Below are 24,300 nucleotides of genomic sequence, written 5' to 3' on the forward strand. Positions count from 1 at the left end.
AAGCCCCCCGCTTCACGATCCCGGGCCGGTGCTCACATCCCCCGGATATGCTGCCACACCGGCTCGGGCATCCAGGTATATTCGATGTAGTGCCCGAAGACCTTGCGGGCATCGAGGTAGAGGAACTTCAGCCCTCCCTCCGGCTCGCCCGAGACGTCTCGCTCCATCGCGATGGGGAAGTCCTGCCCATCCACCCGGGCGCGGAAATCCGCCCAGTCGGGCACCCGGAAGCAGACGTGATGGAACCGCAGGGGGCCGCCGTTCGACAGGCAGTTGGCAAAGATGCCGACCTCGTCGATCTCGCTCTCGATCAGTTCGTATTGCAGGTCGCCGATCCAGATGAAGCAGATGCGGCTTTTCTGGCGCCGGGGGCCCGAGGGCGTCAGCACGGTCTGGTCGACCGGGATCACCGTGGGCTCCTTCACCATCCCGCGTCCACGGAACAGGTCGATCCCGGCTTCCAGGTCGTCGCAGACATAGGCGTTCTGGTAATGCGCGCCCTCGAGCATGCTCAGCCCTCCCGCGCGACGTCGTAGCGCGACAGGTAGCGTTCGAACAGCGGCTCCAGATCGGCCTTGCTCAGCCCGTACTGCGCCAGCTTGTATTCGTGACGGCCGAACTTGTCCTGTGGGTTGTCGTCCACCCACTTCTGCACGCCGGCCTCGGCCTCGGCGGTCCATTCGTCGCCCAGCGCGGCATAGACTTTCTTCGTGGCGCCTACCGGATCCTCGACGATATCGGCATAATGGACGTCGATGATCCTGTCCTCGCCGTACTTGTCGCGGAAATCCATGATGCGGTTGGCGTGTTCGGCGGCCTGCCAGGGATAGTCCTCCTTGAGCCACTCGGCGTCGATCCGGCCCATGTGCGCCTGGTGGCTGAGCGAGATCACCGAGCACAGCGAGCCGGTGGCGGTGAAGGGATCGCGGTGGGTCCAGATCACCCGCGCGTCCGGATAGACCTTGAAGATCGTCTCCAGCCACAGCGAATGGCTGGGCTTCTTGACGTTCCAGACGCCGGTGGTGTGCTGCTGCAGCACCTTCAGGAACCTCTTATGGTACTCGTAGGCGCTGGTCATGTCGCACGAGAAGATGAAGTCCTTGTAGAGCGGCAGTTTGCCCTTGGACTCGATCATCAGCGTCTTGAAATCGTGCGCCATGAAGAACACGCATTCGTTGGGATAGACAGCCGAGCCGCGATAGTACTTGCCCATGGCGGGGTTGGCCTCCAGCGCCGCCTTCTCCTGCGCGAGGCGCTCCACCGCGCGCGGATCGGTGGTGAGCAGGGCGTTCGAGGTGACCGGCGGCACCGGATCGTCGATCTCCCAGGTCAGCGGCGAACGGCGCGAGGGGTCGGCGGCGAGGAGGTTCGACATCAGCGTGGTGCCGGTGCGCGGCACCCCCATGACGAAGACCGGGCGTTCGACCGGACGGTCCAGCAGTTCGGGGTGATCGCGCAGGTACTGCGAGACCTTGAGCCGTCCGCTCAGCCAGTGGAGCGTGTCCTTGCGGGCGCGGGCGATGCCGCCTTCGCTCATCCAGCCGCGGGCGATGCCTTCGTTGAACGACTGCGTGAAGACGTCCAGGCCTTCGCGGAAGCTGTCGTTGTCGAACGTGTCGATGCCGGTCTCCCGGATCGCCTGTTCGACGAGGGCATCGGCTACGAGCTGTTCGGCGGCGGTGGTGGCCATGGCGTGGTTGTCCTCTTCCCGGTGGCCGATCGGTCGGCCTTGTTCACGGGCACGAGATAACCTGCCGGGGACCGGCGCTGGCAACGCGCTTGACGCGGCAGATCGGGCCGTTGTGTCGAGTTCGGGTCAAGACCCGACGCGGTGGGATGCGGGGGCTTCGACAAGCTCAGCCTGAGCGGGGTTGGGAGGTTTACGCCACCTCCACTCATCCTGAGCCTGTCGAAGGGTCATCCTGAGCTTGTCGAAGGGTCACACCTGAGCCTTTCGACAGGCTCACGCCAGCACGCGCCCCTGCCGCTGGCGGAAGGTGCTGGGGCTGGCCCCTACCGCGCGGCGGAAGGCGAAGGTGAAGCTGGAGGGCGACGCGAAGCCCATCGCAAAGGCGATGGTCTTGACGCTCTCGCCCTCCATCAGCAGGCGCTTGGCGGCTTCCATGCGGCGCTGCTCGACGTAGTCCCCGATCGAGCAGGCGCGGCTGACGCGGAAACCGCGCGTCAGTTGCCGCACCGACAGCGCGCACAGCTTCGCCAGTTCCTCCAGCGAAGGGGCGGCGAGGTCGTCGGCGAGGCGTTCGTCGATCAGCCGCAGCCGCCAGCCGGAAAGGCCGCCGGTCATCGGCCGCTCGGCCACCTCCAGGCAGTGCCGGCCCAGCTCGATCGCCAGTTCGCCGCCCAGGAACCCCAGCATCCGCTGCGCGGCGAGGCCGGGATGACGCACCTCGGCGGTGATGCGAAACAGCAGCGCGCGCATCTGGGCGCTGCCGATGTCGAGCGCGGCGGCGAGGTGCGGGTCGTCCCAGGTCAGCCTGCGCCCGACAAGGTCGTGGACCAGCCCCGCCTCGATCGTGCAGATCAGCGAGGCCTGCCGCCCGGAGCCGCCCTTGATGTGCAGTTCCTCTCCCGGCGGCAGCACGAAGATGTCGCCCAGCCGCTCCAGCCGGTGCGGCCCCCAGCGCTGGCGATAGCCGCCGCGCGACTGCAGCGGGCGCGGGGTCAGGCACATATTGACGTGGTAGTCCTCGCCGACCGAATGGACGGTGTCAGTGGGGCCGGGAATGTCGAAGCGGACGATCTGGGCGCTGACGGCCGCTGTTTCGAGCCTTGCGTCGATGCACATGGTCGGGCGGTGGGCTTCAGCCATGCTTGAGTGTTCCTTGTGTGCCGCTAGGTGCCGCTGGGTGCCGCTTAGTACACCGCAATATGTCCCGGATGCCACGTTAGGGCTGGAATTGTATGCCTGCCGCGCTTGCCCGGCAATGCCTGCCCGAGGAACATCGCATCCACGTAAAGCGCCGCAGGAACGGCGCGGCTTGGGATCGAGGGAGAGACAGATGGCCAAGGGCCTGTTCGACTGCGCGGGCAAGGTGACGGTGGTGACCGGCGGCAACGGTGGCATCGGCTTCGGCTTCGCGATGGGCGTGGCGAAGATGGGCGGCGACGTGGCGATCTGGGCGCGCAATGCCGAGAAGAGCGCGAAGGCCAAGGCGGAACTGGAAGCCGCCGGTGCGGAGAAAGTCGTTTCTTATCAGGTGGATGTTTCGGAAGAGGCGAACATCGCGGCGGGGTACGAAGCGGTCATGGCCGACTTCGGGCGAGTGGACTGCGTCTTCGCGAATTCCGGCGCTTCGCCGCGCTACAACTCGGTCTTCGAGATGCCGACCGATCACTGGTACGACTTCCAGAAGACCGCGCTCCACGGCGCTTTTTTCACTTTGCGCGAAGGCGCGCGGTTGATGAAGGAGCGGGTCGAGGCGGGGGACGAATCGGGCGGCAGCCTTGTCGCCTGCGGCTCGCTCTCGCTGTTCCAGGGCCTTGCGGGGAAGATGGAGTACGCCTCGTCCAAGGCGGCGGTGGCGGCGGTGATCCGCTGCCTTGCCATCGAATTGGCCCCGCTCGGCATTCGTGCCAACGTGGTGGCGCCGGGCCTCGTCATCACGCCGATGATGGGCGAGGGCGCCCGCGCCGACGCGGTGGCACAGCACTTCGCCCTGACGATACCGATGAAGCGCACCGGCTTTCCCGCCGACTTCGAGGGCATCGGCGCCTACCTGTGTTCGGACGCCAGCAGCTTCATGACCGGCGAGACGATCACCATCGATGGCGGCTACATGGTCCGGCCCTGAGGGAGACAGCGTATGGAACTGCTCAAGATTCACGGTGTCGGCGACGTCCGCGTCGATCCTTACGAGCGCCCGCAGGCCGGGCCGCTGGATGTGGTCGTGCGGATGAAGTCGGTGGGCATCTGCGGCTCCGACCTGTCCTACATCAAGATGGGCGGCATCCCGCCGGGCGTCGAGACGGCGCTGGGCCATGAAGGTGCGGGCGACGTGCTGGAAGTCGGCTCGGGCGTCCAAGGTATCGCGGTCGGGGATGCGGTGATCGTCAACCCGATGATGACGCCGAGCAATATCGGCTCCGGCGGCCCCGAAGGCGCCTTCACCCAGGAATTGCTGGTGCGCGAGGCACGGCTGGGCGAATCGATCCTGCCGATCCCGGAGGGCATCTCCTATGACGTCGCCGCGATGTGCGAGCCGCTGGCCGTCGCCATGCACGGGGTCAACCGCGCGGACGTGAAGCCGGGCGACAAGGTCGTCGTGTTCGGCTGCGGCCCGATCGGCCTCGGCATGCTGCTGTGGCTGGTCGATCGCGGCGTCACCGACGTCGTCGCGCTGGACTTGTCCGAGGAGCGGCTCGAACGCGCCCGCGCGCTGGGGGTGCGGGCGGCGCTCAATCCCGCCGAGGTGGACTTGCGCGCGGAACTGGCGCGGCTGCACGGCGAAGTGCCCAGCTACGGCCGCGTCGGCGTCGGCACCGATGCGTACATCGATGCGGCGGGCGCGCCGAACATCCTGTCCGAAGTCATCATGATGGCCAAGTTCCATGCGAAGCTGGTCATCACCGCCGCCTACATGAAGCCGCTGGAATTCCCCGTCGGCCGCATGCTGACGAGCGAGATGACCATCACCACCGCGGTCGGCTACCCCACCGAGATGCCCGAGGTGATCGCGCACATGCCGCGCCTCAAGGACAAGATCGCCGCGATGATAAGCCACAAGCTGCCGTTCCGCGAGGTGATGAAGGGGCTGGAGATCGCCGCGACCCCCCAATCCGCCAAAGTCATGATCGATTTCGAGGAGGCCTGACATGAGCGACGTGAAAGATGCCGGACCCAAGCTGGCTGGACTGGTGCGCGCAGGCGACGAGCAGGCCGAGGCGATCCGGGTGACCGACTTCATCTTCCAGGCGAACGACATCTCCAACGCCTACCTCGTCACCACCGCCGAGGGCGACGTGATGGTCAATACCGGCTTCATGGACAATGCCGAGCGCACGAAGCGCCTGCTGGCGCCGCATCGGACCGGGCCGCTCGCCTTCGTGATCCTTACGCAGAGCCATGCTGACCACTACGGCGGCTTGCCGGAATTCCTCGAAGACGGCACGCAAGTGATCGGCGGCCCCGGCTTCAACGAGGCTTTGGCCGACATGAACGGCCTGCAGGCCTTCTTCGGGCCGAGGAGCCGCAAGCTCTGGGGCTCCACGCTCAAGCGGGGTTCCACGCCCAAGCCGCCGCCGAACGTCGTGCCGGACATTCTCGTCGATCGTCGGCTGACGCTGGAACTCGGTGGGCGCACCTTCGAGCTGATCTCCACGCCTGAGGGGGAGACGGTGGACAGCCTCACCGTCTGGCTGCCGAAGGAGAAGATCGCCTTCACCGGCAATGTCTTCGGTCCGGTATGGCTGTCGATGCCGTTCCTCAACACCCTGCGCGGCGACAAGCCGCGGCTGGTGCGCAACTACCTCAAGTCGCTGGAGACCATCCGCGATCTGGGTGCGGAGATCGTGGTCACCGGCCACGGCGAGGCTATCGTCGGCAAGGATCGCATCCGCGCCGACCTCGACAAGCTGCACGCCGCGGTGTCCTTCGTGCGCGACTACACGCTCGATGGCATGAAGGCGGGCAAGGACGTCCATACCCTGATGCGCGAATTCGCCTGGCCCGAAGGGCTGGAGATCGGCGAGTTCCACGGCAAGGCAAGCTGGGCGGTCAAGTCGATCTGGCGCGAATACTCCGGCTGGCTGCACTACGAGGATGGCACCACCGCGCTTTACGGGGTACCGCGCAGCAGCGTCGATGCGGACCTCGTCGATCTCGCGGGCGGGGCGGCGGCCCTGGCCGGGCGGGCACGGGCGAAGCTGGATGCGGGGGCGGCGCTGGAGGCGGTCCACCTTACCGACATCGCGCTCCACGCCGAGCCGGGCAATGCCGGTGCGCTCGAAGTGCGCAAGGCCGCGCACGAGGCGCTGCTGGCGGCGAGCGGCGGGCGCAATTTGTCCGAGACGATGTGGCTGCGCTCGGAGATCACCGAGATGGAGGCGAGGCTGGGGGGATGAGGGCGATCCGCCTCAGTCCTCGATCTTCACCATTCCGCCCAGCACCGGACCACCGGCGACGGCGATCGCCTCGCCGGTGATGTAGCCGGCCGCATCGCTGACCAGGAAGCCCACCAGTTGCGCCACGTCCTCGGGCAACCCGTAGCGGCGGAGCGGAAAGACCTGCGCGGCGCCGTCGGCATCGAAACCGACCTTCTCCCAGCCCGCGCGCGCCTTCTCGGTGGCGGTCATGCCCGGCGCGACGGCGTTGACCCGCACGCCGGCCGGTCCCCACTCCGCGGCCGCGACGCGGGTGAACATCTGGACCCCGGCCTTGGCCGCTGAATAGGCCGCCACGCCTTGCGTCCCGTGCATCCCCGCGACCGAGGAGACGTTGACGATGCAGCCCCGGGTCCGGCGCAGATGCGGGAACGCGGCCTGCGAGGCATACATCGCCGCATTGAGATTGAGCGCGACGTCGCGGTCCCACTTGGCGGGGTCCATCCTGGCGATCCCGACGTGGCCGTGCGCACCGCCGGCGTTGTTGACCAGCATGTCGATCCTGCCGAAAGTCTGCGCGACCGCCTCTACAAGGGCCTGCACGGCGCCGAGGTCGCACACGTCGGCCTCCACCGCCAGTGCCCGGCGGCCCAGCGCCTCGACTTCGGTGACCACGGTGTCGAGCGGCGCGCGCTTGCGCCCGGCGACCGCGATGTCGGCGCCCCGGCGCGCGAGCAGCAGGGCGATGGCCCGGCCGATCCCGGTCCCTCCGCCCGTGACGATGGCCACGCGGCCGGCAAGCGCGAATTCCTCGAACATGGTCATCTCCTCATCCTCTCCCGGGGCCGTACAGCGTCGCCGCGATATTGGTGCGCTGCGTGTCGCCGAAGCCTTGGCAGCGGCGCTCCCGGCCTCTTCAATCGACTTGCGGCAGGGACGGCATCGCAGGGATGATCCCGGTGCCGGCCTTCTCACATAAAGATAGTATATACTATCTATAAGCAGTGCAACACGGTTGGGAGCAGGACGAATGAGCGGGCACGATCTTCTCGATCTGGGCGGGCAGGTGGCTGTCGTCACCGGGGGCGGCCAGAATGCCGGGCGCGGCATCGCGCTCGAACTGGCGCGTCACAATGCCGGAGGGATCGCGGTCAACGATTTCGTGGCCGAGCGGGCCGAGGCCGTGGCCGAGGAAATCCGCGCCCTCGGTGTCCCGGCGCTGGCCGTCCCGTTCGACGTGGGCAACCTCGACGCGGTGCGGGCCGCCAATGCCGCCGTTTCCGCCGCGCTCGGGCCGGCAACGATCCTCGTCAACAATGCCGGCATGGCGGGGCCTGGGGGATCGCTGCGCCCGGTGCGGAACTTCTGGGAGGAGGAGCCCTCGGCCTGGGACCGCTATCTGCGTACCAATCTCTACGGCGTCTACAATGCCTGCTTCGCCTTCGTTCCCAACATGGTCGCGGCGAGGAAGGGGCGCATAGTCACCATCGTTTCCGATTCGGGGCGCGTGGGAGAGCCGAAGCTGGCGGTCTACGCCTCGGCCAAGGCCGGTGCGCAAGGCTTCGTCCGTTCGATCGCCAAGGAACTGGGGCGCTACGACGTGACCTGCAACGCCGTCTCGCTTTCGTCGCTGATGCCCGACATGGCCGAGGAGAAGCTTGCCGAGGTAATGCAGGGCGACCATGCCCGGGCGCAGATGGCGCGCTACACGATCCGCCGCTACGGCAAGTCGGCCGACGTTGCCGCGCTGGTGACGTTCCTGTGCTCGGATGCGGCCGGGTGGATCACCGGCCAGACTTATCCGCTGAACGGAGGGTATGCGCCGTCGATGTGAGTGCGGGCGCTTTCGGGCGCGCGTATCTACCGGTTTCGCGCCATCCCCCATTGTCACTCCTGTCTGCGCGCAGCATAGCCTTGCGCGATGGAATTCTCGCGCTTCCTGCCGCTCCTGATCGGTCTCCTGCTGGGGGCCTGGACGATCGCCGCCGCCTGGGCGGTGCTTGCCGCGCGCATGCGGCAGGGCCGCGCCGAGGCGCAGCTGCGCTCGGCGCGCCGGCTCGGCCGCATGGTGGAGGAATCGCCGGCATTGCCGCTGCTGGTCCGCACCGACGGGCGGATCGAGGCGAGCCCGCGCCTGGCACAGTGGCTGGGGCTCGACGAAGTGCCGCAGTTTCTCTCCGAACTGGATGGGAATGGCCGGGGGTTGCCCGCCGAAAAGCTCGCTGAACTGAGCGAGGCGGTGCGACGCTGCCAGAAGACCGCCGCGCCCTTTCGCATGGCGGTGACGCCGCATGGGTCCAGCCGCAGCCTCGCCTTGCGCGGGCACCTGGCCGACCCGCAGGTCTCGCCCGGCGGCGCGGCGCTGGTCTGGGTCTTCGACTTTTCGGACAGCGAGACCGAACTCGTTCGCCTGCGTGACGAGGCGGCGCGGGCGCGGGGCGATTTCCACGCCCTCGTCTCGCTGATCGAGGCGGCGCCGATGCCGATGTGGTTCCGCCGTCCCGATGGCGAACTGCAGCTGGTCAACCACGCTTACGTCGCCGCCGTCGGTGGCAAGAGCGCCGACGAGGTGGTCGCCAAGGGGACCGAGCTGATCGAGGCGGTCGATGGCCTCTCGCCCGGGCAGGTCGCTCGGCAGGCGGCGCAGAAGGGCGCGCCGATCGAGCGCATCGTCTCCACCACCATCGACGGCCAGCGCCGCGCGCTGCGCGTCAGCGACCTGCCGCTGGGCGATGACGGCGTCGCGGGCTATGCGGTGGATATCGAGGATCTGGAGGAGATGTCCCGCTCGTTCCGCGCCTTCCGCGAGGCGCAGCGGGCGCTGCTGGACCAGCTTTCGGCGGGCGTCGCGCAGTTCGACGCGAAACGCCGCCTCGCTTTCGCCAACCAGCCGTTCCAGCGCCTGTTCAAGCTCGACGGCCGCATCCTCGTCGATCCGCCCGCGTTCGAGCGCCTGCTCGACGCCGCGCGCGATGCCGGCCGCGTGCCCGAGGCGCGCGACTTCCCGGCATGGCGGCGCGAGAAGGCGGGCTGGTTTTCGGCAGGCTCGACGCAGGAGGAAAGCTGGACCCTGGCGGACGGCACGCACTTGCGCATCGTCGCCCAGCCGGTGCCTGACGGCGGGCTGCTGCTGATCGTCGAGGACCGCACCGAACAGCTGCGCCTCTCGGCGGTGCGCGACACCCTGCTGCGCACCCGCACCGCCACGTTCGACAGCCTGTTCGAATCGGTCGCGGTCTTCGCGCCCGATGGCCGCATGCAGATCTGGAACCGCCGTTTCGCCGCCGACTGGGGGCTGGAGAGCGAGTTCCTCGACACCCATCCGCACGTCGAGGCGCTGCTCAAGAAGATCGCTTCGCGTCTGAAACGCCCGGCCGAGGCCGAGACGGTCGGCAACGTGGTGCGCGCCGCCACGCTCGACCGTTCGCAGACCGGCGGGCGCATCACCCTGGCGGACGGGCGTGTGCTCGAATACGCGGGCGTGCCGCTGCCGGATGGCAATGGCCTCCTCGCAGTGCTCGACATCACCGATTCGATGAAGGCCGAACAGGCGCTGCGCGAAAGTAACGCCGCGCTGATCGAGGCGGACGCGATCAAGACCCGGTTCCTCGCCAACATGAGCAAGGAACTGCGCACCCCGCTGACCTCGATCGGCGGCTTTGCGGAGATGCTGGACCTCGGCCTTGGTGGCGATCTGAGCGATTCGGGCAAGGACTACGTCGGTTCGATCATCGAAGCCTCGCAGCAACTGGGCGACCACATCGACAGCCTGCTCGACCTCTCGCAGAGCGAGGCGGGCCTGCTCCCGCTCAAGTTCGAGGAGATCGACCCGATGCCCTTCGTGCGCGCGGTGGTGGAGGAACGGGCGGGGCGCCTGCAGAAGGCGGGCCTGACGCTGGACCTGCAGGCCAAGGGACTGCTGCGTCCGCTGGTGGCCGACCGGCGGCGGCTGGCGCGCGCGGTCGGCCACATCGTCGACAACGCCATCGCCGCCTCGCCGCGCGGCGGGCGCATTCTCGTCCAGCTTTCGCGGCGCAAGTCCGGCGATGGCGACTCGGTGCAGATACTGGTGCAGGACAAGGGGCAGGGCATGGACAGCCGCACGCTGGCGCGCGCGCTGGACGGGATGAAGGTCAGCGCCGACGGCAAGGTGGAGAGCCGCGACGGTCTCGGCCTGCCGCTCGCGCGCCAGCTGGTCGAGGCGCACGGCGGTACGCTGCGGCTCGATTCCGAGCCGGGCAAGGGCACCAGCGCCGTGATCGAACTGCCGTGAGGGTCGCACTGCCAGACATCGCGGCGATGGACGCCTGGGGCCGCAAGCTGGCCGACGTGCTGCTGCCCGGAGACGTCGTCGCGCTGACCGGCGGCCTCGGCGCGGGCAAGACCACGCTGGCGCGGGCGATCATCGCCGGGCTGGGGCACGAAGGCGAAGTGCCGTCACCGAGTTTCGCGATCATCGAGCCTTACGATCCGCCTGCGGTGCGTCTGCCGCTGGTCCACGCCGACTTCTATCGCCTCGACCACCCCAACGAGGCGCAGGAGATCGGTCTCGACGACTATCGCGATGGCGCGGCGCTCATCGCCGAGTGGCCCGATCACGCCGGCGGCTTCGCGCATGAGCCGGGCTGCCTCTCGATCACGCTGGAAGTTGTTCAGGACGGCAGGATCGCCATTGTCGAGGGCGGGGCGGATTGGCTAGGGCGTATCCCTGTATGACGCTCGATCACGCAAATCTTCCCGAGGGCCTTGACGCCTTTCTCGCAGCCGCCGGTTGGGGGGGCGCCGCTGTGGAACCGTTGCCGGGGGACGCCTCGTTCCGCCGCTACTTCCGCATCCGCGGCCTCGATGGCGCGACGGCGATGCTGATGGACGCGCCGCCGCCCAACGAGGATCCCGGCCCGTTCCTGCGCGCCGCGCACTGGCTCGACGACAACGGCATGCGCGCGCCGCGCATACTTGCCGAGAAGCCCGAACGCGGACTGGTGCTGCTGGAGGATTTCGGCGAGGCGCGCATGCGCGACTATCTCGACCAGTGGCCGAGCGACGAGGCCGCCGTCTATTCCGCCACGATCGACACGCTGGCGCAGTTGCACAAGCTTCCCGCCGGGCCGTTCCTCGACTATTCGCTGGCGGAATATATCCGCGAGGCGCGGCTGTTCGTCGACTGGTACTGCACCGCGCAGAGCCTTTACGTTGATGCTGCCGGTTTCACTGTGGCATGGGAACAGGCGCTTTCGCCGCTGTTGCCACGCCAGCGCCCCGGCGTCACCGTGCTGCGCGACTATCATGCCGAGAACATCATGTTGCTCGGCAGCCTGGAAAAGCAGGGCCTGCTCGACTTCCAGGACGCGCTTGTCGGCCACCCCGCCTATGACCTCGTCTCGCTGCTGCAGGACGCTCGGCGCGATGTCTCGGCGGAACTGGAAGCGCAGATGTTCGACCGCTACGTGCAGAAGACCGGCACCGACGCCGAAACGTTCCTGGCCGACTACGCCCGCCTCGGCGCGCAGCGCAACGCCAAGATCGTCGGCATCTTCGTGCGGCTGTGGCGGCGCGACGGCAAGCCGCGCTATCTCGATCTGATCCCGCGCGTCTGGGCGGCGCTGGAGCGCGATCTGGCGCATCCCGCACTGGCCCCCGTCGCCGCATGGTTCGACGCCAACATCCCCGCCCACTTGCGCGAAGCGAACGGCGGGGAGTTCGCCCGGTGAACGCATCCGTGAAGCCGCTCGCCAGCGATACCGCGATGATCCTCGCCGCCGGGCTCGGCAAGCGGATGCGCCCGCTTACCGCCACCCAGCCCAAGCCGCTGGTGCGGGTGGCGGGCAAGTCGCTGATCGACCACGCGCTCGACAAGCTGGGCAATGCCGGCGTGACCAGGGCGGTGGTCAACGCGCACTACATGGCCGATGCGCTGGAGGGCCACCTCAAGGTGCGCAAGACCGCGCCGGCCGTGACCATGTCCGACGAGCGCGAGCAGTTGCTGGAAACCGGCGGCGGCATGGTCAGGGCGGCCGATCTGCTGCCCGATCCGTTCTTCTGCCTCAACAGCGACAATATCTGGCTCGACGGGCCGCAGGATGTCTTCGCCGAACTCTCGCAGGCCTGGGATGCGGAGCGCATGGACGCGCTGCTGCTGATGGTGCCGCACACCCGCGCGCTCAATTATCGCGGCGAGGGCGATTTCCACCTCGATCCCGAGGGCCGTGTCTCGCGACGTCGCCCGGGCCGGGTCGCGCCGTTCATCTACACCGGCATTCAGCTGGTGACCAAGCGCCTGCTGCGCGATGCACCCGACGGGGCGTTCTCGACCAACCTGCTGTGGAGCCGCGCGATCGAGGAAGGCCGCCTCTACGGCATCTCGCACCAGGGCCTGTGGTTCGAGGTGGGCGAGCCGTCCGCCATCAGGCCGACCGAGGAATGGCTGACCCGTGCCTGATGGGCCAAGGATGGAGAGGGCGGGTCCGAAAGTCTACTCCATTGCTGCGCACCGTGGTTTCGCCGACGCGCTCGTCGCCGGGCTGATCCCGCGTTACGCGAAGGACGAGATCGCGCTGGCGCGGCTCACCCTGCTGCTGCCCAGCCGCCGCACGGTGCGCACGGTGACCGAAGCGTTCGTGCGGCACTCCGGCACCGGGATGCTGCTGCCGCGCATGGCGGTGGTGGGTGACCTCGATCTCGACGAGACGCTTGGACCGCTGCTCGATCCGCTGGGGGCGGTGGATATTCCTCCCGCCGCCGATTCGATGCACCGTTGGCTGCGGCTGGCGCATTATCTGCGCGAAGTGGAAGGCGATGCTGCAGGGAAGGGCGCGGCCCTGCTGCGCCGTGCCTTCGAGATCGGTCGCACTATGGATCGCCTGATCGCCGAGGAAATCGCGCCGATCGACCTCATGTCCGAACGCGTGATCGGCATCGTCGGCGATCTTGCGGGCCACTGGAGCGACAACACCCGCAGCTTCCTGATGGTGCAGCAGCACTGGATCGCCGAACTCGCCGGGCGTAGCCAGATCGACGCGCCCGAGCGCCGCAACCGCCTGTTCGATCATGCCGCCGCGCGCTGGAAGGCGCAGCCGCCGGCATACCCCGTGGTCGCGGCGGGCGTCACCGGCGCCTCTCCCGCGCTGGCGCGATTGCTGCGGGTGGTGAGCGAGATGCCGCAGGGCACTGTGGTCCTGCCCGACCTCGACTTGTCGCTCTCCGCCGAGGTCTGGGACGAACTGGGCGTCGCGGGCGCGCCCGCGCAGCCGGACGAGCCGCCGTTCGGCCGCGCCGACGCGGTGACGCATCCGCAGTATCACCTGAAGCTGCTGCTCAACCGGATGGGCATCGCGCGTGAGGAAGTGCAGCCCTGGCATCGCTCGGGCCTGTCCGCTGCCCCGCCCGAGCGAAGCCGTGCGATTTCCAACCTGTTCCTGCCGCCGCGCGCCTCGGCCGCGTGGGTGGACTTGCCGGCCGAACAGCGGCGGCTGGGCGGCGTGCGGCTGATGGAAAGCACGCATCCCGGCGAGGAGGCGCAGGCCATCGCCGTGCTCATCCGCGAGGCGCTGGAAACGCCCGAGCGCCGCGTCGCGCTGATCTCGCCTGACCGGGGGCTGGCGGCGCGCGTCGTCAGCCATCTCGAACGCTGGGGGATCGAGGCCGATGACACTGCCGGTCGCCCGCTGCCGCAGACGGCGGCGGGGCGCCTCATGCTGCTGCTGGCCGAAGTCGCGGCGCAGCAGGCGGCGCCGGTGCCGCTCGTCGCGTTGCTGGTGCATCCGCTCGCCGGCGCGGGCGAAGGGCGTCCGCGCTGGCTGGAGAGTGCGCGCCGGCTCGATCTGGCGCTGCGCGGGCCTCGCCCCGGCGCAGGGCTTGCCGCGATTGCTGCGAAGGCGGAAAAGGCGAGAGTGGCCGATTGGTGGGCGCGGATCGAGGCGATCCTGTCGCCGCTGCTGGCGCTGAACGATACCGAGCCGCTGGAGACCCTGCTCGGCCGGCTCGCCGATGCGGGCGAAGGGCTGTGCGGCGAAGCACTGTGGAGCGGTCCCGACGGCCGGGCGCTGAGCGTGCTGGTCGAAGACCTGCGCGGCGCGGCGGGCTCGGCCGGAACCTTGCTCGACCCGCGTGAGATCCATGCCGTGCTACGCGATGCGATGGACCGGGTTTCGGTGCGCCCCCCCTGGGGCGGGCACCCGCGCGTGTCGGTCTACGGGCTGCTCGAAGCGCGCATGAGCCGGGCCGACCTCGTCATCTGCGGCGGTCTTGTGGAGGGCGTCTGGCCGGGCACGGCGGCGCAGGACGCGCTGCTGCCGCCCGCCGTGCTGCGCGCGCTCGGGGTACCGGGGGCGGACTTCCGCATCGGTCTTGCTGCGCACGACCTTGCTGCAGCATTGGGTGCGCCGCAGGTGGTGCTGAGCTGGGCGCAGCGCGACGAGGGCGGCCCGGTGATCCCTTCACGCTTCGTGCTGCGCGTGCGCGCGATGCTGGGCGACCAGCTGGACCGCCACCTCGAACGCGAGGCCGTGCGCCTGGCCCGCTTGCTCGACGATGCCGCGCCGGTGCCGCCGCATCCGCGTCCGCAACCGATGCCCTCGGCCGAGCAACGGCTGGTGGACGTCTCGGTCACCGGCCTCGACCGGCTGCGCGGCGATCCCTACCAGTTCTATGCCAGCGCGATCCTGGGGCTGCGCAGCATCGACGGCCTCGACGCCGAGCCGAGCGCGGCATGGAAGGGCGAGGTCGCGCACCTCATCATGCAGCGCTGGCACGAGGCGGGTGAGCCCGAAGGCGGCCTCAAGCCCATCGCGCGCGGCGTGCTGGAGGAGGAGAACGCCCACCCGCTGATGCGCGTGCTGTGGTGGCCGAGGCTCGCCGCCGCGCTGGAGACGTTCGAGGCCATGATCCTGGAGGCGAAGAAGGCGGGCCGCAGCGTCGCCGCAGTCGAGAAGTGGGGCGAGATGCGCCGCCGCGACGTGCGCATCCACGGCCGCGCCGACCGCATCGACCGGCGCGAGGACGGCAGCCTCGCCGTGGTGGATTACAAGACCGGGCAGCCGCCCACTGGCCGCCGCGTGCAGGAAGGCTTCGCGCTGCAGCTCGGCCTGATCGCGCTGATTGCGAAGGACGGCGGCTTCGAGGGGCTGGACGGCGAGGCGGACAGCTTCGAGTACTGGTCGATGGCGAAGGGCAAGGACGGCGCCATGGGCTACGTCTTCGAACCGGTGCTGGAAGGCCGCAAGAAATCCGGTATCCCGCGCGAGGACTTCCTACCCGAGGCGCTGCGCTATCTCGACGACGCGCTCGACCGCTGGATCCTCGGCGAGCAGCCGTTCACTGCAAGGCTCAACCCGGAACTGGGCAGCTATGCCGATTACGACCAACTGATGCGCCTGGACGAGTGGATCACCTCGCTCGGCAACCGGCCGGAGCCTGCAGCATGAGCGGTGCCGCGACCGTCCACCCGCTGCACGGCAACCAGATGCGCGCGGTCGATCCGCGCGAGACGGTGTGGCTCTCGGCCTCGGCGGGGACGGGCAAGACGCAAGTTCTGTCCTCGCGCGTGCTGCGACTCTTGCTGCAGCCCGACGTCGATCCCTCGCAGATCCTGTGCCTCACCTTCACCAAGGCGGGGGCGACCGAAATGGCCGCCCGCATCAACGGCACGCTGGCCGAATGGGTCCGGCTGGACGAGTTCGACTTGCGCCAGCGGCTCGCCGCGATCGGGGCGCAGGCGAGCGATGCCAACCTTGCGCGGGCGCGTACGCTGTTCGCCTCGGTGCTCGACAGTCCGGGCGGTGGCCTCAGGATCGACACCATCCACGCCTTCTCGCAGTGGCTGCTGGCGACGTTCCCGCAGGAGGCCGATCTCATCCCCGGCAGCCGCCCGATGGAGGACCGCGAACGCGATCTGCTGGCCCGGCAGGTGCTGGCCGACCTGCTGGTCGAGGCCGAGAACGCGCCGCTGGGCGATCCGGCCCTGCTGCAGGCGGTGGAGCAGCTTTCGCTGCGCCATGGTCCCGATGCGGTGATGGGTTTCCTGCTGCGCTGCGCCTCCGCGCGGGGGGCGTGGTTCGGGCCGGGCAGCTGGCAGGCAGGCGACATGCGCGCCAACGTGCTGCGCCTGCTGGGGCTGCCTTCGGACGCCGACCATGGCTGGCTGGCGGCGCGCTGCGACGACCACGCCTTCGACGTGCGATCGCTGCGGCACTGCATGGCGGTCAACGCCGAGTGGGGCACCAAGACCGGGCTGGCGGCCGTCGATGCGATCAGCGAATGGCTGCTGGGCAACGGCGCGCAGCGGCTGGAGACGCTGGATGCTCTGGCCAAGGTGTTCCTGACCGCCAAGGGCGAGCCCAAGTCCACCACTTCGCAGGACAAGCTCGATCCCGGCTATGCCGATTCCTGCGCGCGGGTGATCGAGCGCATTCTGGAGGTCCGCGCCACGCGCGCGCTGCTGGCCCTGGCCGAGCGGCTGGTGCCGGCGCTCCGCCTTGGTCGTGCCTTCGCGCTGGCGTGGGACGCGGCCAAGCAGCGCGAGGGGCTGATCGACTTCGACGACCAGATCCGCCGCGCCGCCGACCTCCTTGCCAACCAGGCGCAGGCCGACTGGATCCGCTACAAGCTGGACCGCCGTTTCGACCACATCCTCGTGGACGAGGCGCAGGACACCAATGCCGCGCAGTGGGACATTATCTTCGCCATGGCGGGCGAGTTCTGGGCTGGGCTCTCAAAGTATGAGGGAGAGCGCTACGCGGAACTGATGCGCACGCTGTTCGTGGTGGGCGACTACAAGCAGGCGATCTTCCGCTTCCAGGGCACCAGCCCGGAGAACTTCCGCCGGGCCGCCGACCGGGTGAAGCGCGAGATGGGCCAGGCGGCGCAGAACGCCGGAATGCTGCGCAGCAACGAGCCCGCGCGGGAGCTGCGCGAATACGGGCTCGACCGCAGTTTCCGCACCGCGCAGACGGTGCTCGACTTCGTCGATCGCGCCATCGCCGGGATCGGCCACGAGAACTTCGGCCTCGATCGCCCCGCCGAGCCGCATCAGGGGCAGGAGCGTCCCGGCTACGTCGCCTTGTGGAAGCCCGTCACCGACACTATCGACGCCGAGGACGAGGAACTCCCCGACGAGGACGGCACCGCGCCCGACTGGCTCTCGCGTCCCGATCGCCAGATGGCCGAGCGCATCGCGCTGCAGGTGCGCGACTGGCTCGACGAACAGGGGCCCGGCTTCACGCTGGTCAAGGGCGACCCGCGCCGCGCCGGGGCGGGTGACATCATGGTCTTGGTGCGCCAGCGCAAGGAACTGGCCGGGCTGATCGTCGCGCGGCTCCACGCGGCAGGGGTGCCGGTGGCGGGCGTCGACCGCCTGCGCCTGGGGGCGCCGCTGGCGGTCAAGGATCTGGTCGCGGCGCTGCGCTTCGCGGTGCAGCCGCTCGACGATCTGAACCTCGCCGCGCTGCTCGTCTCGCCGCTGGTGGGGTGGAGCCAGGAACAGCTGCTGGCCCATGGCTGGCGCGAGAAGCACACGCGGCTGTGGGAGCATTTGCGTCGATCGAGCGGGGCCGAGGTCGCCGTCGTCATGGCGCAGCTGGGCGAACTGCTGGCGCTGGCCGATTACGAGCCGCCGCAGGACTTGCTGCAGTGGTTGCTGGTGGGTTCGTGGCAGGGGCGCCGCCGCCTCGTCGCGCGGCTGGGCAGCGAGGCGAACGATCCGATCGACGAACTGGTCAACGCCGCCAAGGCCTATGCCGTCACCGACACGCCCAGCCTTGCCGGCTTCCTCGCGTGGTTCGATGCGGGCGACGGCGAGTTGAAGCGTGAGGCGGACAACGCGGCCGGGCTGGTGCGGGTGATGACGGTGCATGGCTCCAAGGGCCTGCAGGCGCCGATCGTGATCCTGGCGGACGCCACCAGCAACCCCGACAACGCGCGCGAGCGTGGGCTCGACTTGCCCGATCCAGCCAATCCGGCGCGCGAGATCCCGCTGCCGCCGCTGGCGAAGGACGAGAAGCAGGGCCGCATCGCCGCGCGGCTGGAGGACGGTAAGCGCGCCGACGAGCAGGAGCACTGGCGTCTGCTCTATGTCGCTATGACGCGCGCGGAAGAGGCGCTGTTCATCGGCGGCGCGCTCACCAACCGGGACAAGGGCGAGCCCAGTCCGAAGAGCTGGTACGCGCGGCTGCGGCTGCTGTTCGGGGCGGAGGCGGAGCTGGCCGACCCGATCTGGGGCGCGCGGTGCGAGCATGGCAGTCCCGCCCCGTCGGTGCCGCCCCATTCCGGCAAGCGCGCGGCCGCCCCGATGCTCGACTTGCGCGAGCCGTTGCCGCGCTGGCTGGAGCGCGGGCCGCCCGCCGAACCGCGCCCGCCGCGCCCGCTCGCGCCTTCGTCGCTGGGCGAGGAGGATGCGCCCGATCCGCCATTCCCGCCCGGCGCGGGCCGCGATGCGGCGCGGCGCGGCACGCTCGTCCACAAGCTGCTGGAGCGTCTTCCCGACGTGGGCGAGGGGCGCGCGGAGGCCGGGCGCGAATGGCTGGCGCGCCACGCGGCAGACTTGCCCGAGGCGGACCGCGAGACATTGCTGGACAGCGCGCTCAGGGTTCTCGGCAATCCCGAGTGGGCGGACCTGTTCGCGCCTGACAGCCTCGCCGAAGTGCCGGTGGCGGCGGTCGTCGGCGGTCAGGTGGTCGCGGGCACGATCGACCGCCTGGTGATCGCGCCCGATCGCGTGCGCCTCGTCGATTACAAGAGCGCGCGCCGCCCGCCCGACCGGATCGACGCGGTGCCCGGCGGCGTGCTGCGCCAGATGGGTGCCTATGCCGCCGCGCTGGAGGCGACGTTCCCTGGCCGCCGGGTCGAGGTCGCGCTGCTCTACACCGCCGTGCCGCGCCTGATCGAGGTGCCCGCCGAAGTGCTGGCGGCGCACAAGCCGGACTTGGAACCCCGCGAGTAAACCTATGTCCGCCGGGCGTTGCGTCGCCCGGTTTCGTCCCTAGATTGCAGCCCAACACTTACCCAGGAGTCATTCGATGTCCACGATTGCCGTCACCGATGCCAGCTTCGAGGCCGACGTCCTCAAGTCCGACAAGCCCGTCCTCGTCGATTTCTGGGCGGACTGGTGCGGTCCGTGCAAGATGATCGCCCCCGCCCTCGAGGAAATCGCCGAGGAACTGGGTGAGCAGGTGACCATCGCCAAGATGGACATCATGGCCAACACCGGCATCCCCGCCGAGATCGGCGTGCAGTCGATCCCGCTGCTGGTGCTGTTCAAGGACGGCCAGCCGGTGGCGAAGAAGCTCGGCGCGGCGCCCAAGAACGCGCTCAAGAGCTGGATCGAAAGCGAACTCTGATCGCTTAGATCCAGGTTTGAAGAGGCCCCTGTCGTGCGAACGGCGGGGGTCTTCTTTTGCGTCGTGCGCGGCTGGGGCTTCGACAAGCTCAGCCTGAGCGGAATTGAAAACCTGTTCTCAAAAACCGCTCGGGCTGAGCTTGTCGAAGCCCCAGCCGCAAAGACTTCGCTGGTATTTACGCCAGCCTTGCCACCACTTCCGCAAACGCATCCCACAGCGCCGGGCTCGATGCGCCGATGAGGTCGCGGCGTTCGTATTCGTCCACGCGGTAGGCGCTGCCGTCGGGCCGTGCTGCCTTGCCGCCGGCCTCGTTGAGGAACAGTGCGCCCGCCGCGTGGTCCCAGGGCAGGGTGCGGTTGAACACCGAGATGTCGTTGCTCCCCAGCACCAGCCGGGGGTACTGTTCGGCGGCGCAGCGGGGGATGTCGACGAGGGTGTAGTGCGGCGCGATGTGCGTGAGAACCTTCGCGCGCGCGCCGTCGTCGAGGAAGATCGTCGAGATCGCGGCGACCGGCGGTTCCTGGCCGGTGGTGCGCGCGGTAATCCGTTCGCCGTCGATCCACGAGCCGCCGCCGAGGTCGGTGCGGCAGAAGCGGCCGGTCAGGCAGTCGAGGATCCAGCCGCCGATCGTCTCGCCCTTGTCCGCCAGAGCGACGATGACGCCGAAGGGCGGCTTGCCGGCGGCGAAGTTGTTGGTGCCGTCGAGCGGATCGACGATCCAGCACAGGCGGTCCTTCAGGCGCTCCATCACCGATGCGTCGGCGAAGACCGCTTCCTCGCCCACCACGTCGGCTTCCGGCAGAAGCGCGGAGAGCCGCTCGGTCAGCAGCGCTTCGGCCTGCTTGTCGGCCACGGTGACGACGTCGTCCGGGGCCTTGGCGTCGATCTGGCTGGCGGCGAGCTTCTGGTAGTGCGGGAGGATCGCGTGTTCGCTCGCCTCGCGCATGATCGTCTCGACGGCGGCGTGGAGGGTCGGGGTAATCATGGCGCAGGTCATGTGAGAGGGATCATCACTTGCGCCGCGAAGCCGGGGCGTTCCCGGATGCGCGCATACCAGTCCGCGACAGCGGGGAATTGCGGCCGCTCGATGCCGAAGGCGTCGAACTTCAGATTGAACCAGGTGTAGGCGTAGGCCCCCATGGGAATGTCGCCGATGCCGAACCGTGCACCCGAGAGCCAGGGCTTCTCGGCGAGGTATTTGTCCATCACCGCCAGCTGCTTGGCGCACTCGGAGATGCCCTTGGCGATGGCCGCATGGTCCCACGTCTCCGGAGACTGGCGGGCAGTGGCGAGAAACGGTGTGCGCTGCGCCTCGGCATAGCCGAAGTGCCAGTCCATCCAGCGCTCGGCCAGCGCGCGATCGATGGGGTCGGTGGGGAACCATGCCGGGCCGCCATATTCGGCCGCCATGTAGCGCAGGATCGTGTTCGATTCCCACAGGGCCACCTTGCCGTCCTCGATCATTGGGATCAGGCGGTTGGGGTTCTTGGCGAGATAGTCGTCCGAGAAGCCGAACTCCATCCCCACGTCATGGCGCTGGTACTTGAGGCCGAGTTCCTCGGCGAACCAGGCCACCTTCTTGACGTTGTGCGAGTTCAGGCGGCCCCAGATCGTGAAGAACGGTGCAGTCATATCAGCTCCGGTAGTCCGCGTTGATCGAGATGTAGCCGTGCGTCAGGTCGCAGGTCCACACGGTCGCGGTGCCTTCGCCAAGGCCGAGGTCGACCTCGATCGAGATGTCCTGACCCTTGAGATGCGCGGCGACGGGCGCCTCGTCGTAGTCCGCCAGCGGCAGGCCCTGCTGCGCGGCCCAGATGCCGCCGAAGCCGATCGAGAGCTTGTCGCGGTCGGCGGGTTCGCCCGCCTTGCCCACGGCCATGACGACGCGGCCCCAGTTGGCGTCCTCTCCGGCGATGGCGGTCTTGACCAGCGGGGAATTGGCGATCGCCATGCCGACCAGCCTCGCACTCTCGTCCGACACCGCGCCCGAAACCGAGACGGCGATGAACTTCTGCGCCCCTTCGCCGTCGCGCACGACGAGGTGGGCGAGCTGGCGGCAGACGTCATGGATCGCGGCGGCGAAGGCATGGGCGCCGGGGCTGTCGAAGCCGGTGATCGGCGCATTGCCCGCCTTGCCGGTGGCGAAGGCGAGCACGGTGTCGCTGGTCGAGGTATCCGAATCGACGGTGATGCACGAGAACGTGCGCAAGTTCGCGGCCGAGAGGCAGGCCTGCAGGAAGCCCGGCTCCACGGCGGCGTCGGTGAACAGGTAGCCCAGCATCGTCGCCATGTCGGGCGCGATCATGCCGGAGCCCTTGATGATGGCGCTGATCGTCACCCTGGTGTCGCCGACCATGGCGGTGGCGGTGGCGCCCTTGGCGAAGGTATCGGTGGTGGCGATGGTGTTGGCCGCGTCTTCCCAGCTGCAGGACTGCGCGGCTAGCGCCTTCTCGACGCCCTCGCGTGCCTTGTCCTTGGGCAGCGGCACGCCGATCACGCCGGTCGAGGAGACGAAGACCTGCTCCTTCGGGCAGCCGATGTGCGCGGCGACCTGCTCCATGATCTGCTCCACCGCCTCGCGGCCGCGATAGCCGGTGAAGGCATTGGAATTGCCTGCATTCACCACCAGCGCGCGGGCACGGCCCAGCTTGGCGTTCTCGCGGCCAAGATCGACCTCGGACGAACAGCACACGTTCTTCGTGAATACACCGGCGACGGCGGTGCCTTCCTCGAGCGTGACGTAAGTAAGGTCGCAGCGGCCCCAGTCCTTGTATCCGGCGCGCACGACATGCGGCACGACGCCCGCGATCTCGGGCAGGACGGGGAAGGGCGAGGCGAGCGGGGAGACGGGGTAAGCCATGGCCGGTTGCCTAGCGCGTGGGTGTTACAGGTCAAGGGAACTGTCGGTCCTTCCGACCATTGCTTGCCAGCGCGCCAACCGCATCCTAATGCCTCGCTAATCAGCCCGATCTTCAGACGGACCCTCCGCTTGATCCTATCCCCCTTCGAATGGACGATCGCCAAGCGCTACATGCTGCCCGGAAAGGGCGAGCGCTTCATCGCCCTGGTCGCCGGCATCAGCCTCGTCGCGGTCATGCTCGGCGTCGCCGCGCTGGTCATTGTCATGAGCGTCATGAACGGCTTTCGCGCCGAACTGTTCGACAAGATCGTCAACCTCAACGGTCATGCCATCATCCAGGCCTATGGCGGCCGGCTCGACAACTGGCAGGGCGTTCTCAGGGACGTCAGGGCCACTCCAGGTGTCGTCAGGGCCTCCCCGCTGATCGAGCAGCCGCTGCTGGCCAGCTTCAACGGCCGGGTCGAGGCGATCCTTGTGCGCGGCAACACCGGCGAGGACATCAACCGCCTCACCGACAAGGTGAAGGCGGGTAACCTCCCCGAACTCAAGGCCGGGGCCGACAACGTCGCGATCGGCAAGCAGCTGGCGCAGAACCTCGGCGCGCAAGTGGGCGACGTCATCACCATCATCAATCCGGCGGGCCGCTCCACGCCCTTCGGCACGGTGCCGCGCCAGATCGCCTACCGCATCGCCGCGATCTTCGAGATCGGGGTCTACGACTACGATAACGCCTTCGTCGTGATGCCGATGGCGGACGCGCAGACCCTGCTGCTGACCGGCGATTCGATCGGCATGATCGAGGTCACGACGAACAATCCCGACAAGGTCGGCCAGATCCTCACCCCGCTCACGCGCCAGCTGGCGGGCCGGGCGGTGGTGACCGACTGGCGCACCATCAACGCCTCGCTGTTCGAGGCGCTGGCGGTGGAGCGGGTGGCGATGTTCGTGATCCTCTCGATCATCGTGCTGGTGGCGGTGTTCAACATCCTCTCCTCGCTCATCATGCTGGTGCGCGCCAAGACGCGCGACATCGCGATCCTGCGCACGATGGGGGCGACGCGGCGCTCGCTGCTCAAGGTCTTCGTGACTGCCGGTTTCTGCATCGGCGCGATGGGGACCGTGGCGGGCGTGCTGATCGGCTTCGTGTTCCTCTACTTCCGCCAGCCGATCGTGCATCTGGTGGAGATCCTGACAGGCCAGAACCTGTGGGATCCCTCGATCCGCTTCCTGACCGAGCTGCCCGCCCGCTCCGACCCGGTGGAGATCGCCACGATCTGCATCATGGCGCTGGTGTTCAGCTTCCTCGCCACGCTCTACCCCGCCTACAAGGCGGCGAGCACCGATCCCGTGCAGGTGCTGCGCTATGAATGATATCGTTGATCCGGTCGTCCGCCTGACCGAGGTGACCCGCAGCTTCGAGCAGGGCGGCGTCACCATCGACGTGCTGCGCGGCGTAAACCTCTCGGTGCGTCCCGGCGAGATCGTCGCACTGCTCGGCCCTTCGGGTTCCGGCAAATCGACGATGCTGCAGGCGATCGGGCTGCTGGAAGGCGGCTTCGGCGGCAGGATCGAGATCGCCGGCATCGACGCTAGCCGCCTCGGCAAGGACCAGCGCGCGGCGGTGCGGCGCGACCACATCGGTTTCGTCTACCAGTTCCACCACCTGCTGCCCGATTTCAACGCGATCGAGAACGTCGTGCTGCCGCAGCTCATCACCGGCAAGCCGCGCGCGCAGTGCGAAGCGCGGGCGAGCGAACTGCTCACCGCGCTCGGACTCGGCCAGCGGCTGGAGCATCGGCCGAGCAAGCTTTCGGGCGGCGAGCAGCAGCGCGTCGCGGTGGCGCGCGCGCTGGCCAACCGGCCGCATCTGGTGCTGGCGGACGAGCCCACCGGCAACCTCGACGAAGCGACGGCGGACAAGGTCTTTGCCCAGTTCCTGGCGCTGGTGCGGGGCGAGGGCAGCGCGGCGCTCGTCGCCACGCACAACGAGCGGCTTGCCGCAGCCATGGACCGGGTGGTCCGGCTTCACGACGGGGTTCTTACTTAGCG

Annotated in this window: 20 protein-coding genes; 13 read left to right on the top strand and 7 right to left on the bottom strand. The window is 68.6% G+C overall.

What is annotated here, in order from left to right; all coding sequences use genetic code 11:
* Positions 1-32: 32 nt before the first annotated feature.
* The 3 genes from V2S85_RS04470 to V2S85_RS04480 form a co-directional block, all read right to left on the bottom strand.
* Positions 33-509 (bottom strand): hypothetical protein, encoded by a 477-nt coding sequence (locus V2S85_RS04470; RefSeq protein WP_330701669.1) that lies wholly within the window; start codon positions 507-509, stop codon positions 33-35.
* A 2-nt stretch (positions 510-511) separates the two neighbouring features.
* Positions 512-1,690, bottom strand: coding sequence for a sulfotransferase (locus V2S85_RS04475; RefSeq protein WP_330701670.1), 1,179 nt, complete (start codon positions 1,688-1,690; stop codon positions 512-514).
* A 273-nt stretch (positions 1,691-1,963) separates the two neighbouring features.
* Positions 1,964-2,830: a helix-turn-helix transcriptional regulator gene (locus tag V2S85_RS04480; protein WP_330701671.1), complete on the bottom strand. Its 867-nt coding sequence runs from the start codon at positions 2,828-2,830 to the stop codon at positions 1,964-1,966.
* Between the two features lie 190 nt (positions 2,831-3,020).
* On the opposite strand from V2S85_RS04480, the gene V2S85_RS04485 reads away from it, so the two are divergent.
* From V2S85_RS04485 to V2S85_RS04495, 3 genes are read left to right on the top strand one after another with little or no spacing between them, the layout of a single operon-like run.
* Positions 3,021-3,812, top strand: coding sequence for an SDR family NAD(P)-dependent oxidoreductase (locus V2S85_RS04485; RefSeq protein WP_330701672.1), 792 nt, complete (start codon positions 3,021-3,023; stop codon positions 3,810-3,812).
* 12 nt (positions 3,813-3,824) lie between these two features.
* Positions 3,825-4,832 (top strand): zinc-dependent alcohol dehydrogenase, encoded by a 1,008-nt coding sequence (locus V2S85_RS04490; protein ID WP_330701673.1) that lies wholly within the window; start codon positions 3,825-3,827, stop codon positions 4,830-4,832.
* A gap of 1 nt (position 4,833) precedes the next feature.
* On the top strand, positions 4,834-6,081 hold the full coding sequence (locus V2S85_RS04495; RefSeq protein ID WP_330701674.1) for an MBL fold metallo-hydrolase: 1,248 nt from the start codon (positions 4,834-4,836) through the stop codon (positions 6,079-6,081).
* A gap of 12 nt (positions 6,082-6,093) precedes the next feature.
* Here V2S85_RS04495 and V2S85_RS04500 read toward each other — a convergent pair whose 3' ends face one another.
* Positions 6,094-6,879, bottom strand: coding sequence for an SDR family NAD(P)-dependent oxidoreductase (locus V2S85_RS04500; protein WP_330701675.1), 786 nt, complete (start codon positions 6,877-6,879; stop codon positions 6,094-6,096).
* A 211-nt stretch (positions 6,880-7,090) separates the two neighbouring features.
* Between V2S85_RS04500 and V2S85_RS04505 the strand changes: the two genes are divergently transcribed.
* From V2S85_RS04505 to trxA, 8 genes are all read left to right on the top strand, one after another.
* On the top strand, positions 7,091-7,894 hold the full coding sequence (locus tag V2S85_RS04505; protein WP_330701676.1) for an SDR family NAD(P)-dependent oxidoreductase: 804 nt from the start codon (positions 7,091-7,093) through the stop codon (positions 7,892-7,894).
* 87 nt (positions 7,895-7,981) lie between these two features.
* Positions 7,982-10,333, top strand: coding sequence for a PAS-domain containing protein (locus V2S85_RS04510; RefSeq protein WP_330701677.1), 2,352 nt, complete (start codon positions 7,982-7,984; stop codon positions 10,331-10,333).
* Positions 10,330-10,776, top strand: coding sequence for a tRNA (adenosine(37)-N6)-threonylcarbamoyltransferase complex ATPase subunit type 1 TsaE (gene tsaE, locus V2S85_RS04515; RefSeq protein ID WP_330701678.1), 447 nt, complete (start codon positions 10,330-10,332; stop codon positions 10,774-10,776). Before V2S85_RS04510 ends, tsaE begins: the two co-directional genes overlap by 4 nt.
* Positions 10,773-11,771 (top strand): aminoglycoside phosphotransferase family protein, encoded by a 999-nt coding sequence (locus V2S85_RS04520; RefSeq protein WP_330701679.1) that lies wholly within the window; start codon positions 10,773-10,775, stop codon positions 11,769-11,771. Before tsaE ends, V2S85_RS04520 begins: the two co-directional genes overlap by 4 nt.
* A gap of 35 nt (positions 11,772-11,806) precedes the next feature.
* Complete coding sequence (locus V2S85_RS04525; protein WP_330701852.1) at positions 11,807-12,499, top strand: nucleotidyltransferase family protein; 693 nt, start codon at positions 11,807-11,809, stop codon at positions 12,497-12,499.
* Positions 12,500-12,509: 10 nt separating this feature from the next.
* Positions 12,510-15,482, top strand: coding sequence for a double-strand break repair protein AddB (addB, locus tag V2S85_RS04530; protein ID WP_330701680.1), 2,973 nt, complete (start codon positions 12,510-12,512; stop codon positions 15,480-15,482).
* Positions 15,479-18,994 (top strand): double-strand break repair helicase AddA, encoded by a 3,516-nt coding sequence (addA, locus tag V2S85_RS04535; RefSeq protein ID WP_330701681.1) that lies wholly within the window; start codon positions 15,479-15,481, stop codon positions 18,992-18,994. Before addB ends, addA begins: the two co-directional genes overlap by 4 nt.
* A 76-nt stretch (positions 18,995-19,070) precedes the next feature.
* Positions 19,071-19,391, top strand: coding sequence for a thioredoxin (gene trxA / locus V2S85_RS04540; protein ID WP_330701682.1), 321 nt, complete (start codon positions 19,071-19,073; stop codon positions 19,389-19,391).
* A gap of 175 nt (positions 19,392-19,566) precedes the next feature.
* Here the strand turns inward: trxA and V2S85_RS04545 are convergent, their stop codons facing one another.
* From V2S85_RS04545 to argJ, 3 genes are read right to left on the bottom strand one after another with little or no spacing between them, the layout of a single operon-like run.
* Positions 19,567-20,376 carry an inositol monophosphatase family protein gene (locus tag V2S85_RS04545; protein ID WP_330701683.1) on the bottom strand — a complete coding sequence of 270 codons (810 nt, stop codon included), beginning with the start codon at positions 20,374-20,376 and terminating at the stop codon, positions 19,567-19,569.
* A gap of 8 nt (positions 20,377-20,384) precedes the next feature.
* Complete coding sequence (locus tag V2S85_RS04550) at positions 20,385-21,023, bottom strand: glutathione S-transferase family protein (RefSeq protein ID WP_330701684.1); 639 nt, start codon at positions 21,021-21,023, stop codon at positions 20,385-20,387.
* 1 nt (position 21,024) lies between these two features.
* Positions 21,025-22,251 (bottom strand): bifunctional glutamate N-acetyltransferase/amino-acid acetyltransferase ArgJ, encoded by a 1,227-nt coding sequence (argJ, locus tag V2S85_RS04555; protein WP_330701685.1) that lies wholly within the window; start codon positions 22,249-22,251, stop codon positions 21,025-21,027.
* Between the two features lie 129 nt (positions 22,252-22,380).
* Here argJ and V2S85_RS04560 point away from each other — a divergent pair, with 129 nt between their 5' ends.
* Positions 22,381-23,622: a lipoprotein-releasing ABC transporter permease subunit gene (locus V2S85_RS04560; protein WP_330701686.1), complete on the top strand. Its 1,242-nt coding sequence runs from the start codon at positions 22,381-22,383 to the stop codon at positions 23,620-23,622.
* Complete coding sequence (locus tag V2S85_RS04565) at positions 23,615-24,298, top strand: ABC transporter ATP-binding protein (RefSeq protein ID WP_330701687.1); 684 nt, start codon at positions 23,615-23,617, stop codon at positions 24,296-24,298. Before V2S85_RS04560 ends, V2S85_RS04565 begins: the two co-directional genes overlap by 8 nt.
* The last annotated feature ends 2 nt before the right edge of the window (positions 24,299-24,300 follow it).

Source organism: Novosphingobium resinovorum (genome assembly GCF_036352595.1).
Taxonomy (GTDB): domain Bacteria; phylum Pseudomonadota; class Alphaproteobacteria; order Sphingomonadales; family Sphingomonadaceae; genus Novosphingobium; species Novosphingobium resinovorum_B.

Excerpts from the sequence above, each read along its gene's own strand:
- V2S85_RS04470 (WP_330701669.1), bottom strand. The coding sequence starts at position 509 with ATGCTCGAGGGCGCGCATTACCAGAACGCCTATGTCTGCGACGACCTG.
- V2S85_RS04475 (WP_330701670.1), bottom strand. The coding sequence starts at position 1,690 with ATGGCCACCACCGCCGCCGAACAGCTCGTAGCCGATGCCCTCGTCGAA.
- V2S85_RS04480 (WP_330701671.1), bottom strand. The coding sequence starts at position 2,830 with ATGGCTGAAGCCCACCGCCCGACCATGTGCATCGACGCAAGGCTCGAA.
- V2S85_RS04485 (WP_330701672.1), top strand. The coding sequence starts at position 3,021 with ATGGCCAAGGGCCTGTTCGACTGCGCGGGCAAGGTGACGGTGGTGACC.
- V2S85_RS04490 (WP_330701673.1), top strand. The coding sequence starts at position 3,825 with ATGGAACTGCTCAAGATTCACGGTGTCGGCGACGTCCGCGTCGATCCT.
- V2S85_RS04495 (WP_330701674.1), top strand. The coding sequence starts at position 4,834 with ATGAGCGACGTGAAAGATGCCGGACCCAAGCTGGCTGGACTGGTGCGC.
- V2S85_RS04500 (WP_330701675.1), bottom strand. The coding sequence starts at position 6,879 with ATGTTCGAGGAATTCGCGCTTGCCGGCCGCGTGGCCATCGTCACGGGC.
- V2S85_RS04505 (WP_330701676.1), top strand. The coding sequence starts at position 7,091 with ATGAGCGGGCACGATCTTCTCGATCTGGGCGGGCAGGTGGCTGTCGTC.
- V2S85_RS04510 (WP_330701677.1), top strand. The coding sequence starts at position 7,982 with ATGGAATTCTCGCGCTTCCTGCCGCTCCTGATCGGTCTCCTGCTGGGG.
- V2S85_RS04520 (WP_330701679.1), top strand. The coding sequence starts at position 10,773 with ATGACGCTCGATCACGCAAATCTTCCCGAGGGCCTTGACGCCTTTCTC.
- V2S85_RS04525 (WP_330701852.1), top strand. The coding sequence starts at position 11,807 with ATGATCCTCGCCGCCGGGCTCGGCAAGCGGATGCGCCCGCTTACCGCC.
- addB (WP_330701680.1), top strand. The coding sequence starts at position 12,510 with ATGGAGAGGGCGGGTCCGAAAGTCTACTCCATTGCTGCGCACCGTGGT.
- addA (WP_330701681.1), top strand. The coding sequence starts at position 15,479 with ATGAGCGGTGCCGCGACCGTCCACCCGCTGCACGGCAACCAGATGCGC.
- trxA (WP_330701682.1), top strand. The coding sequence starts at position 19,071 with ATGTCCACGATTGCCGTCACCGATGCCAGCTTCGAGGCCGACGTCCTC.
- V2S85_RS04545 (WP_330701683.1), bottom strand. The coding sequence starts at position 20,376 with ATGATTACCCCGACCCTCCACGCCGCCGTCGAGACGATCATGCGCGAG.
- V2S85_RS04550 (WP_330701684.1), bottom strand. The coding sequence starts at position 21,023 with ATGACTGCACCGTTCTTCACGATCTGGGGCCGCCTGAACTCGCACAAC.
- argJ (WP_330701685.1), bottom strand. The coding sequence starts at position 22,251 with ATGGCTTACCCCGTCTCCCCGCTCGCCTCGCCCTTCCCCGTCCTGCCC.
- V2S85_RS04565 (WP_330701687.1), top strand. The coding sequence starts at position 23,615 with ATGAATGATATCGTTGATCCGGTCGTCCGCCTGACCGAGGTGACCCGC.